The organism is Alkalilimnicola sp. S0819, assembly GCF_009295635.1.
GTDB lineage: Bacteria > Pseudomonadota > Gammaproteobacteria > Nitrococcales > WHIW01 > S0819.
In genome coordinates, this window is the sequence record NZ_WHIW01000002.1 from 302,189 (window position 1) to 314,959 (window position 12,771).

The following is a 12,771-nucleotide window of genomic DNA, read 5'->3' on the forward strand; positions in this document are numbered from 1 at the left end:
CTACATCGAGAATCTGCGCGAGCGCGAGGCGCTTTTCGGAACATAAAGTGTGGACCTACGGCCAGATTGACTAACTGTCGGGTCCCGGGTGATTCCTGACTTCTTTTACGAATAATTCCGGTCGCCGGCTTTGCCACTCTTGCAGGGCCTGAATAGGCGGCTTGTGGCTCAACGCCTTCTGCGGGATGTGGTGATTGTAGAGGTGGCAGTATCGCTTCAGGGTCTGCTCCAAGTCGAGCCGACTGTCGAAGCGGTGAGTCTGCAGCACCTCGCTGATACGGCCGTTGAAGCGTTCGACCATGCCGTTGGTCTGGGGGCGGCGCACAGGGATCAGTCGGTGCTCGGCGCCAGCCTTGGAGCAGATCTGGTCGAAGGGGTGCTTGCCGGTGGGGCCCCGCCCGCTGAGCCGGTCCGTGAAAGCCTTGTCGTTGTCTGTGAGGATGCGGTGGACCTTGAACGGCACCTTGGCCAACACGCGCTTTAGAAAGGCGCTGGCTGCGCTCATGCTTTTGTCGGCGCGCAATTCCAGGTAGACCCAGCGGGTGGCGCGGTCGATGGCGACGAACAAGTATCGCCGCGCGTCCTCGTCCGGCATTTGTGGCAGGTATTTGTAGTCGATGTGCAGATAGCCCGGCTCGTAAGGCTTGAAGCCCTTGCTCGCCTGCTTCACGGGTGCGGGCTCCTGCTGCTCCCGCAGGTCGGCCAGGCGGCTCACGCCGTGCCGGCGCAGGCAACGGTCCAGGCCCGAGCGTGAGACATTGGGGTTGAGGAACTCGCGCACGACCACGAGCAGGTCGTCCAAGGGCAGCAACAGGAGTTTGCGTAGTTCCACCGCAATCACCTCCTGGGCCGGGGTGATCGTCGTGTGCAGACGGTGCCGCGTATGCGAGCGGTCGTTGATGTCATCGCGCTGACGCCAGCGGCGCACCGTATCAATGCTGATGTTGTAGCGCGCTGCCAGCGCACGGTTAGTGTCAGTGGACTGCTGGATCTCCCGCCGGATCCTCGGTGTGGTGGCAGCGTTCGCATGCAGACGGATCTTCATGGATGATTCCTCCTAAGCTCACTGAGCACCTCTCGCGCTACCCATAGAGGGTAACTCCTGAGGGAGATGGAATCATCGGGGACCCGACAACTAACCAAGTAAAACCGCTGCGGTTGCGCGCGGTCGGTAGCAGAGTCTAGGAAGGGCGAGGAAGCAGGGGGCCGTTTTTTTCCGCGAAGCTTCGTGATTCGATGAGGGCAGTTCGCCGGGGGCGCCACCCGCGAACGAATAGAAACGACAAAAGGGACACTCGGCCTGCAGGAACGCAGCCGAACAATAAGAAACTGGTGATGCTATGAATGGCTTGGGTTTGGGGCGCAAGGGCGGCCTGTGGGGGCGCGTGCTGCTGGTATTGGCCGTGGCGCTGTCACAGGTGTCCGCAGTGACGGCAGAAGAAACCGTCTGCGCCCAGGTAAAAATCGAGATCAAGCAGGAGCTGACCCTCGAGCGCCAGGCCTTCGACGCCCATATGCGCATCATCAACGGGCTGGACACCATCCCGCTGGAGAATATGGCGATCAACGTCACGTTCACCGACGAGAACGGCGATGCCGTGCTGGCCAGCTCCGATCCCGACGCCACCGACGCCAAGTTCTTCATCCGCATCGATTCCATGGAAGGCGTCGATAGCGTCACCGACGGCACCATCGCCGCCGGGGCCACCGCCGACATCCACTGGCTGATCATCCCCGCCCCCGGCGCCTCCGACGGCATCCCCAGCGGCAAGCTGTACTTCGCCGGCGCCAACCTGGAATACACCTTCGGCGGCGAGTCCCAGCGCACCGAGGTGGTACCCGACACCATCTATGTCAAACCCATGCCCCAGCTCACGCTGGATTACTTCCTTACCCAGGAGGTCTACGCCGACGACGCCTTCACCCCCGAGATCGAGCCCGCCGAGCCCTTCACCCTGGGCGTGCGCGTGGCCAACAACGGCACCGGCACCGCCCAGGCGCTGAAGATCGACTCCGCCCAGCCCAGGATCATCGAGAACGAGCAGGGTCTGCTGATCGGCTTCAAGATCCTCGACAGCCAGGTCAATGACCAGCCCTACGCCCCGACCCTGCTGGTGAACTTCGGCGATATCCCCGCCAACGACGCCTCGGTGGGCCGTTGGAACATGGTCACCACGCTTTCCGGCGAGTTCGTCGACTTCAGCGCCGAGTTCACCCACGCCGACGAGCTGGGCGGGGCGCTGACCTCGCTGCTGGACGCCACCAACACCCATTTCCTCATCCACGACGTGCTGGTGGACCTGCCCGGCCGCGACGGCGTGCGCGACTTCCTGGCCGACGACGGCGACGCCCTGCGGGTGTACGAATCCGACAACGTCGACACCGTGGTGGCTGATCACTCGGGCAGCGCCAGCCTGAGCTTCATGCGCAGCAGCGACGGCGACAGCTACTACACCCTGACAACCCCGCCCGAGGCCGGCTTCCTCTACGCCAAGCTGCCCGACCCCTTCAACGGCAGCAAGCGCATCAAGGCCGTGCTGCGCTCCGACGGCAAGCGCCTGGCCACGGCCAACGCCTGGCTGTCCAGAACCCGCCGCGACGACCAGGGCTGGGACCGTTACGTCAACCTGTTCGATGCCGCCACCGGCGGCAGCTACACGGTGATCTTCTCCGACCGGGCCGAAACGCCCCAGGCCCCGGTGCTGCAGTTCGTCGCCGACCGCACCACCCACGAGGGCAAGCCCCTGGGCTTTCTGGTGGAGGCCAGCGACCCCAACGGCACCACCCCCACGCTCACCGCCAGCGGCTTGCCGGAGGGGGCGAGCTTCGCCGATCAGGGCGACGGCAGCGGCCTGTTCCAGTGGACCCCGGCCGAAGGCCAGGCCGGCAGCTACCCGGTCAGCTTCACTGCCAGCGACGGGGCGCTCAGCGCCGAGCGCAGCGCCACCCTCACCGTCAATCCCGCCTGGGATACCGACGGCGACGGCATGGACGACGCCTGGGAGCTGGAGCACTTCGGCACCCTGGATCGCGACGGCACCGGCGACTTCGACGGCGATGGCATCTCGGATCTCGACGAATACCGCAACGGCACAGATCCCACCGCGGCCCCGGCGGACAACCTCCCCGGCGAGACCGGCGTGCTGCTGGCAGGCTCTGACTGGCAGCCGCTGAGCCTGGAGAATGCGGCCAGCGCCCCGGTGATCCTGCTGGGCGCGGCCTCGGCCTATGACGCCGAACCGGGTGTCGTGCAATTGCGCGGCAACACCACGGATGGCTATGAGCTGCGTTTTGCCGAATGGGCCTATCTCGATGGTGAGCACGCCCCCGAGACGGTGGCCTACCTGGCGCTGGAGCCGGGCCGCTACCGCCTGTCCGACGGCAGCACCTGGGAGGTGGGGCTGGTCTCCAGCGCCGCCCCGGGTGAGTGGCGCAGCCACGGCTTCGCCGAATCCTTCGGCGCTGCGCCCAGCGTGTTCCTGACCGCCCAGACTACGGCCAACGGCCAGCCGGTGTCCCTGCGGGCGCGCAATGTCAGCGCCGAGGGCTTCGAGTTGGGCCTGGTGCAGGAGTCCGGCAGCGCCCAGCCGGGCGTTGCCGAGCAGGTGGGTTATCTGGCCGTCTACAGCCCCAGCGGCAGCGGCCAGGCCACCGTCGGCGAGACCGCGCAGGACTACCAGCTGCACAGCGTGGCCATGGACCACACGGTGCAGAACCTGGCCGGCGCCAGCCTGTGGCTGCAGGAAGAGCAGGCCGACGACGACGAGCAGACCCACCTGGCCGAGACCGTGGCGGTGCTGAAGCTCGCCCGCGGCGTGTTCGCCCAGAGCAACAGCGTGGCCGAGGACGACCCGGCGGTGGTGCGCCGCCAGGGCCCGGCCGACTCCGACAATGATGGCCTGCCGGAGGTCTACGAGTACACCCAGGGTCTGGACCCCTACGATGCGGCCGACGCCGCCCTGGACCCGGATGGTGATTCGCTCACCAACCTCGCCGAGTACAACGCCGGCACCGATCCGCAGGTGGCCGACACCGACGGTGACGGCTACTTCGACGGGAGTGACGCCTTCCCGCTGGACGTCGCCGAGTGGCTGGACACCGACGGCGACGGCATCGGCGACAACACCGACGAGGACGACGACGGCGACGGCCTGCCCGACAGCTACGAGACCGCCCATGGCCTGGATCCGAAGGATGCCAGCGACGCGCTGCGCGACGCCGACGGCGATGGTCTCACCAGCCTGGCCGAGTACCAAACGGGCACTGACCCGAGCATGGCGGACACCGACGGCGACGGCAGCAACGACGGCAGCGACGCCTTCCCGCTGAATGCCGAGGAGTGGGCCGACACCGACGGTGACGGCACGGGCAATAATGCCGACACCGACGATGACAACGACGGCCTGACCGACGAGTACGAACTGGCCAATGGCATGGACCCGCTGGACGCGACCGACGCCGACGCCGATCTCGATGGCGATGGGCTCACCAGTCGCACCGAGGCGGAACTGGGCACCGACCCGACGGTGGCCGATACCGACGGCGACGGGGCCGTAGACGGTGCAGATGCCTTCCCGCTGAACCCCGCCGAGTGGCTGGACACCGACGGCGATGGCGTGGGCAACAACGCCGATGCGGACGACGACAACGACACCCTGCCGGATGCCTACGAGCTGGCCGAGGGCCTGGATCCGCTGGACCCCAGCGATGCCCAGGCCGACCCGGACGGCGACGGGCTCACCAGTGTCCAGGAGATGGCTCTGGGCACCAAACCGCTGACCGCCGACACCGACGGCGACGGCTACACCGACGGCATCGACGTCTTCCCGCTGAACCCCTCCGAGTGGGCGGACAACGACCAGGACGGCATCGGCAACAATGCCGATACCGACGACGACAACGACGGGCTCAGCGACGCCTACGAGGCCGCCCACGGCATGGACCCCTACGATGCGGGGGATGCCGGCGCGGACCTGGACGGCGATGGCCTCACCAGCCTGGAGGAGTTCCAGCGCGGCACCCACCCGACCAAGGCCGACACCGACGGTGACGGCCACCACGACGGGCTGGACGTCTTCCCGCTGGATGAAACCGAATGGCTGGACACCGACGGCGACGGCATCGGCAACAACGCCGATACCGACGACGACGGTGACGGCCTGCCGGATGCCTACGAGAGCGCCAACGGCCTCGACCCGTTGGACGCGGCCGATGCCACGGCCGACCCGGACGGCGACACCCTGGACAACACCACCGAGTACCAGCGTGGCACCGATCCGCAGCGGGCGGACACCGACGGCGACGGCCATAACGACAACGTCGACGCCTTCCCGCTGGACGAGGCGGAGTGGGGCGACAACGACGGCGACGGTACCGGCGATAACGCCGACGCCGACGACGACAACGACGGCCTGCCCGATACCTACGAGACCGCCCACGGGCTGGACCCGCTGGATGCCGCCGACGCCACCGCCGATGGCGACAGCGACGGCCTGAACAACCTGGAGGAGCTGGCCGCGGGCACCGACCCCAACGTCGCCGACACCGACGGCGACGGCCACGTCGACGGCGCCGATGTCTTCCCGCTCGACGAGGGCGAGTGGGCGGACACCGACGGCGACGGGCACCACGATGGCATCGACGTCTTCCCGCTGGATCCCTCCGAGTGGGCCGACAACGACGGCGACGGCGTGGGTAACAACGCCGATACCGACGATGACAACGACGGCCTGCCGGACGACTACGAGCTGGCCCACGGCCTGGATCCCCTCGACGGTTCGGATGCCGCCATCGACAGCGACGGCGACACCCTGACCAACCTGGAGGAATACGCCCTGGGTACGCACCCGCAGCGGGCGGACACCGACGGCGACGGCCATAACGACAACGTCGACGCCTTCCCGCTGGACGCCTCCGAGTGGGTGGATACCGACGGCGATGGCATCGGCAACAACGCCGACACGGACGATGATAACGACGGCCTGCCCGACGCCTACGAGCTGCAACACGGCCTGGACCCGTTGGATGCCGCCGATGCCACCCAGGACGCCGATGGCGACGGCTACAGCAACATGGACGAGTACCTGGCCGGCTCCGACCCCTCGGACCCCACCAGCTACCCGTTGCCGCTGAAGGCCAGCCTGGGCGCGCCGCTGATCACCCACGAGTGGCAGACGATCGAGCTGGGCGCGGGCTACGAGGATCCGCTGGTGATCCTGGGCCCGAGCACCGACTACGACCCCAACCGCGGCACCGCCCAGCTGCGCAAGGTCGGCGCGGGTGGCTTCGAGCTGCGCTTTGGGGAGTGGGGCTACCAGGACGGCCTGCACGGCACCGAGCAGGGGCGTTATCTGGTGGTGCAGCCGGGCCGGCATTACCTGCCCGACGGCAGTGTGTGGGAAGCCGGCCGACTCTCAGTGGGCGCGGATCGCCAGTGGCAGGGCCGCAGCTTCATCCACAGCTTCGACGGCGTGCCTGCGCTGTTCCTCACCCTGCAGACCAGCGACAGCGATGTGCCGCTGGCGGTGCGGGTGCATAGCGTGAGCGAGACCGGCTTCGTGGTCGCGCTGGACGCCGAGGAAGGCTTGGCGCTGCCGGCCGACAGCGTCGAGGTGCTGGGGTATCTGGCGGTATACGGCGCCAGTGTCGGCGCGGTGGAGGTCGACGGCGTGCCGCGCGATTACCAGATCGCGTTCGCCGCCCTGAGCGACCAGTACACCCCGCTGGCCGGCACCGAGCTGCGGCTGGAAGAAGACCAGGCCGCGGATGCCGAGACGGCGCACGAGCGCGAGATGGTCGCCAGCCTGGCCTTCGGGCATGACGTCTTCGCCCAGGCCCAGACCGCCTTCGAGACGGACCCGGCGGTGCTGCGGCGCAAGGGCGTGGAGGACTCCGACGGTGATGGCATGCGCGACCTCTACGAGCTGGCCCACGGCTTCGATCCCCACGACGCCGGCGACGCCTACGGTGACGCCGACGGCGACGGCTACAGCAACCTGGACGAGTACCGGGCCGGCAGTGATCCGCTGGATCCGGCCAGCCACCCGCGGGCGCTGAACCTGGCCACCGGCGAGCGGCTGGTGAACCACAGCTGGACGCCGCACATGCTCTGGGGCCGCTACGAGCAGCCGGTGGTGATCCTCGGCCCCAGCACCGACTACGGCCACGAGCCGGGGGTGGTGCAGCTGGAGGCTGTGGAGCCGCGGCGCATGCATGCCCGCTTCCACATGCGCTACCGCGAGTGGAGCTATGACGATGGCCGTCACGTGCCCGAGCGGGTCGGCTTCCTGGTCGCCGAGCAGGGTCGCCACGCGCAGGCCGACGGTAGCCTCTGGGAGGCCGGGCGCTTCGAGCTCGAGGGCCTGGGCCAGTGGCAGATGCATGAGTTTGCCGTGCCCTTCGAAGACGTGCCCCAGGTCTATCTCACCGTGCAGACAACCAACGGCGACCAGCCGGTGCTGGTGCGGGTGCGCGACGTCACCACCCGCGGCTTCCAGGCGGCGCTGTACACCGAGCAGGCCCGGCAAGACGGCGGGCATCCGGCCGAGGTGATCGGGTATGTCGCGATCTATCACAGTGCGGACAACGGCAAGCTGCCGGTCGGTTTCCGCAAGAAAAACTACAGCCTGTACCGGGGCGAGCTGAGCGACACGGGGGCGGTCATCGGTGGCGCCGGGCTGTGGTTGCAGGAGGAGCAGTCGGCGGATGCGGAAACCGGCCACGGCACCGAGGCCGTCAATGTCCTGGTGCTCGGCCGGGAGGCCTTCGCCCAGACCGTCACCACCCGAGACGCCGACCCGGCGGTTCTGCGCCGAGCCTGTAGCTGGCACATCACCGTGCTGGAGCAGGTGGATGACGCGCTGGAGCGGGGTGCCAGGCGGACGCAGGATGACAGGCTGCGCCAGTTGTTCCAGGGCAAGTGGCGTGACCGCTTCGACGACTACCTGGATCGCTACCGCAAGCCCGGTCACGGCAATAGCGGCCGCCATCGGGCGAACGGCTGCTAGCGGGCACCAGCGAACAACAAGACCAACGAAACGCGCCGCCCCCCGGGGCGGCCAAGGAAGAACAAAAAAATGACAACCCCGGCAAAGCAACAGAACCCCAAACTGTGCCGACGGCTCCTTGCCGCCGCGCTGGCGGTTCTCCTGCTCGGCCTCCTACAACCGGCCACCGCCGCGGTAGAACTCCCCAGCGGCTACTACCACACCACCGTGGAAGACCTCACGGTCAAGGTCCTCGGCGGCCACCTCAAGGCCCGCCGCACCTGGTACCGCGGCCGCTGGCAGTTCAACCGTGCCTGGAACAACCTCAAGATCGAGTACGACGCGCTGAGCGGCGAGATCAGCACCATCACCCGCAACCTCGACGTCTACGAGCCCAGCGGCTCGAGCAAGGAGCTCTTCGTCTACGACGGGCGCTACACCCTACGCAAGCTCGACACCGGCTTCCGCTGGGCCGACCGCAAGGGCAACTGGATCGAGTACGACAACGCCGGCCATATCACCCGGTATGGCGATCGCAACGCCATCACCGTGAGCTTCGGCTACGACGCGGCCGGCCAGCGCAGCGCCGTGTTCGACCACCACGGCCGCCAGGTGCTCTGGTACGAGTACAGCAACGGCCGGGTCAGCGCGGTGCACGACGCCACCCAGCCCACCCCGCGCCGGGTGGAATACACCTGGGTGGATGGCCGGCTCACCGCCGTCAAGGACGTGCTGGGCAACACCTGGGCCTACAGTTATTCGGGCGGCGAGCTCAGCCGGATCACGGACCCCGAGGGGCGCCCCACCCACATCGCCTACCACGGCGAGAGCGGCAGCTCGGCGAGCGGCGGCTCGGGCGCCGGTGGCAGCGGCTCAACCAGCGCCACCGCCTTCTACGCCAGCGACAGCGGGGACGCCATCGAGCACGCCCGAAGAGTGGCCAGCGTGACCCTGGCCGATGGCACCGGCCCGCGCTACGTCTACGACTACGACAGCACCAAGAAGCAGTTCTATGTGAAGACCACCCAGAGCTCGGGCAAGGTGACCGAGCAGTGGTACGACCGCACCGGCTACAGAATCCGCGAGGACATCAACGGCCTGACGGTGGCCAGCATCCTCCACAGCTCCGATCGGCGGCGCACGGTCACCACCAACGAGCTGGGGCAAAAGACCATCGAGGAGTACGACGAGCACCGCAACCGCACCAAAATCACCTACCCGGACGGCGCGAGCAAGCGCTGGCGCTATGACCCGGTCTACTCCCAGGTGCTGAAAGAGACCAATGAGCTGGGCATCGTCACCCAGTACAGCTATGACGCCCAGGGCAACCTCACCAAGCTCGTCGAGGCCGTAGGAAAGCCCGCCGAGCGCACCACCATTTTTACGTACGACCAGCACGGCCAGCGCCTCACCCAAACCCGGGCCGGGGATGCGCGCACCGCCACGGCACGGACCAGCTATAGCTACGATGCGTGGGGAAACCTCGCCAGCCGCACCGGGCCCGAGGGCCACACGGTGAGCTTTGTGGCCTACGATGCGATGGGCAATGCGCTTGCGATGGACGACGAGCGCGGCCAGCGCTGGCGGCGGACCTTTGATGCGAGCGGCAAGCTCACCGCCCAGGTCAACCCCCTGGGCCAGACCACCCGCTATGGCTATGATCGCAGTGGGAAGCTGGTGAGCCTCACGGATGCCGCGCAGCACACCATCCGCTACGCCTATGACACCAACCACCGCCGCGTAAAGGCGATCGACGCGCAGGGCGGCGAAATCCGCCTCAGCTACAACGAGCGCGGTCAGCTGGCGACGCTCACCGACCAGGCAGGGAAACGTCTGGGCGCGTACGGCTACGATGCGCGCGGTCTGCTCGCGAGCACAACGGACGGGGCGGGCAACACCGTCGCCCACACTTACGGAAGCCAGGGCAGTGGGGCGGGCTGGCATGAGCTCAGCGCCATCCAGTATCCGACCTATGCGGAGACCTACCAGTACGACAGCCGCGGCCGCCGCACCCTCGCGCGCCGGATGCTCTCCGAGAACGCCGCCCTGGAGACCCAATACCGTTACAACGCCGCCGGCTGGCGCACCGCGCAGGTCGACCCCAAGGGCCGCGCCACCGCCTACACCCACGACGCCTTGGGCCGCCTGGCGAGCGTCACGGACCCGGCCGAAGGCGTGACCGCCTTTACCTACGATAATCGTGACAACCTGCTCGAAGTCCAGAACGCCCGCGGCATCCGCCTGCGCCGCTATGCCTACGATGGCAACGACCGACGCACCGCCGAGATCTGGCCCGATGAGCGCGCCTGGCGGTATACCTTTGACCCCGCAGGCAACCCGGCCAGCCGTATTGACGCCAAGGGCCAGCGCCGGGTCTTTACCTTCGATGCTGCCCGGCGGCTGCTGAGCTTTCAGGATTACCAGGCCGACGGGGCGCTGGCGCGCAGCAGCAGCTTCAGCTTTGATGCGCTTGGCCGCCTGACCGGCTACGACGACGGCACCACCCGCGGCAGCTACAGCTACGGCCCACAGAGCCGGCTGACCGGCGCCACCGTGGATTACGGCGCCTTCAGCAAGCGCATTGGTTACAGCTATCACCCCAACGGCCTGAAGGCGGGCTTCACCGGCGCCGACGGCGCCACCATCCAATACGGCTTTGATGCCGCCAACCGCCTTGCCCGTATCGAACTACTGGGGCAGGGCAGCCTCAGCTACAACGGGCATCAGTGGTTTGCCCCCACCCAAGTCACGCTGCCCGGTGGCGGAGACCAAACCTACGCCTATGATGCGCTGATGCGCCCACAGCGCATCAGTGCCACCGACCCGGCGAACAATCCGCTGATGGACTATCAGTACGAGTACGATCCAGCCGGCAACATCACCCAAAAGGCCACCGCCCAGGGCACCCACCGCTACGGCTATGATCGGCTGGACCGGCTGATCCAGGCCGACAATTCCCGGCTACCCGACGAAGCCTATACCTACGACCCGGTAGGCAATCGACTGAGCAGCCTGGATACCACCCAAGCGTGGCAGTACGATGCCAGTGACCAGTTGCTGGGCCACGACAAGGCGAGCTTTCAGTACGATGCCAACGGTGGCCTGATCGAGAAGACCGTCAATGGTGCGACCACCAAATACCGCTACGGCACCGACAGCCGCCTGCGTGCCGTCACCCTCCCGGACGGGCGGCAGGCGAGCTACTACTACGATCCCTTCGGCCGGCGGCTATGGAAAGAGGTGGACGGCGAGCGGACGTACTTCCTCTATGCCGAGGAGGGGCTGGTGGCGGAGTTTGACGCGAGCGGCACTCCCATTCGGGAGTACGGCTACAAACCGGACAGCACCTGGGGCACCGCGCCGCTGTGGATGAAGGCGGGCGGGCAGACCTACTATTACATCAATGACCATCTGGGCACGCCGCAGCAGTTGGTGACCGCGAGTGGGCGTCGCGCCTCGGCGGCGGACTATGCGGCGTTTGGGCAGGCGGCACCTACGACGACGGCGGTGGAGAATCCGCTGCGGTTTCCGGGGCAGTACGTCGATCCAGAGACCGGGCTGCACTACAACTGGCATCGGTACTATGACCCCAGCACCGGGCGGTATATCACTTCCGACCCGATTGGGCTTGAGGGTGGGCTGAATACGTTCACGTACGTTTTTGGTAACCCGTTGCGGTGGACAGACCATACCGGTCTCCAGGTTCTCCTGTGCCGCCGGACACCCGATCTTCCTTGGCCGCTAAATCAATCCGAGCATTGGTGGCTGAAAACGGACACGTACGAGTCCGGGATGGGCGGTATGGGGGAAGGAGTGCCTGGAGATGAAGGCAATTCCGACTGGCCGTATGCGCCAACGCAGACGAAGGACCATAGCGGGCAGTCTGAGAAGGATGGCGCGACCTGCGAACCGGCCCCCAACGTTGATGAGCAGTGTGTCAACGATCTTATAGAGCCTGGCCAGCCAACCGGTCTCTGGTCGCCAATAAATCAATGCCAGAGTTTTGCTCAGCAAGTGTTGGACTCTTGCTTTATCGGCCCCCAGCCTGCGGCGGATTCGACCGGGATCTGCGGTTATAACGGAGACAGGTGCAATGGGCTTTAGGCGGCTCCAGTTCCTCAGGGGGAACAGGTGGATCGTGCCGGCTACCCTTTTTGGGCTGGCCGTAATCCTTCTGTTGGTTGCTATGCACGCGGCGTGGCTATCTGCCACACCTGTGCAGCGGCCGGAGCACTACGAAACCCGGGCGACTATCTTCTTCTACTTGTCGCTGGCTTCGTTAGCAGCGTCTGCGTTGATCGGAGGCGTGCTGTGGGTTCGGCGGGATAGACGCTAACGGAACTAGTCCTTTCCTTTATTTCCGAAAGGAAATGCGAGCCCCAGGCCCCGCCAACTGGCGGGGCCTTCTCGTATCCATTTCCCCTTTAGGGAAACGCTGAACAAACCAGCGCCACAGCATCAATTGTTCGAAAAATGACCGCCTCGACCTATTTCGGCCGTCAAAACGGCGTTTCAGCGTCTTTCTGCCCCGTATCCGCCTCGTTTGGGCGGATTTCGGGCGCACCAACCCCTCAGCCGGGCATCAACTGGCGCTTCACGCGCACCAGGTTCGCCAAGGCGAACAAGGTGTAGAGCTGCGCTTCGTTCTTGGCCAAGCCCCGGTAGCGCACCTTGCGGTGGCCAAACAGATTCTTGACCACATGAAACGGATGCTCCACTACCGCCCGGATACCAGCCTTCACCCGCTCCATGGCCTGGAGCGTGCGGCCCATAGCGGTGTTCGGGA

4 protein-coding genes are annotated in these 12,771 nt (G+C 66.5%); 2 read left to right on the forward strand and 2 right to left on the reverse strand.

What is annotated here, in order from left to right:
* Nucleotides 1–70: 70 nt before the first annotated feature.
* Nucleotides 71–1,045, reverse strand: coding sequence for an IS481 family transposase (locus tag GBG68_RS02965; RefSeq protein WP_152144941.1), 975 nt, complete (start codon nt 1,043–1,045; stop codon nt 71–73).
* A gap of 295 nt (nt 1,046–1,340) precedes the next feature.
* On the opposite strand from GBG68_RS02965, the gene GBG68_RS02970 reads away from it, so the two are divergent.
* A complete protein-coding gene (locus GBG68_RS02970) occupies nt 1,341–8,006 on the forward strand; it encodes a putative Ig domain-containing protein (RefSeq protein WP_152144943.1) in 6,666 nt (2,221 codons plus the stop codon).
* Between the two features lie 69 nt (nt 8,007–8,075).
* On the forward strand, nt 8,076–12,089 hold the full coding sequence (locus GBG68_RS02975) for an RHS repeat-associated core domain-containing protein (RefSeq protein WP_152144945.1): 4,014 nt from the start codon (nt 8,076–8,078) through the stop codon (nt 12,087–12,089).
* Between the two features lie 467 nt (nt 12,090–12,556).
* Here GBG68_RS02975 and GBG68_RS02980 read toward each other — a convergent pair.
* Nucleotides 12,557–12,771 (reverse strand): transposase (locus tag GBG68_RS02980; RefSeq protein ID WP_152144947.1); only part of this gene is annotated, 215 nt, incomplete at its 5' end.

Bases quoted from the DNA above. Each gene is read 5' to 3' on its own strand.
- GBG68_RS02965 (WP_152144941.1), bottom strand. From the start codon at position 1,045: ATGAAGATCCGTCTGCATGCGAACGCTGCCACCACACCGAGGATCCGG.
- GBG68_RS02970 (WP_152144943.1), top strand. From the start codon at position 1,341: ATGAATGGCTTGGGTTTGGGGCGCAAGGGCGGCCTGTGGGGGCGCGTG.
- GBG68_RS02975 (WP_152144945.1), top strand. From the start codon at position 8,076: ATGACAACCCCGGCAAAGCAACAGAACCCCAAACTGTGCCGACGGCTC.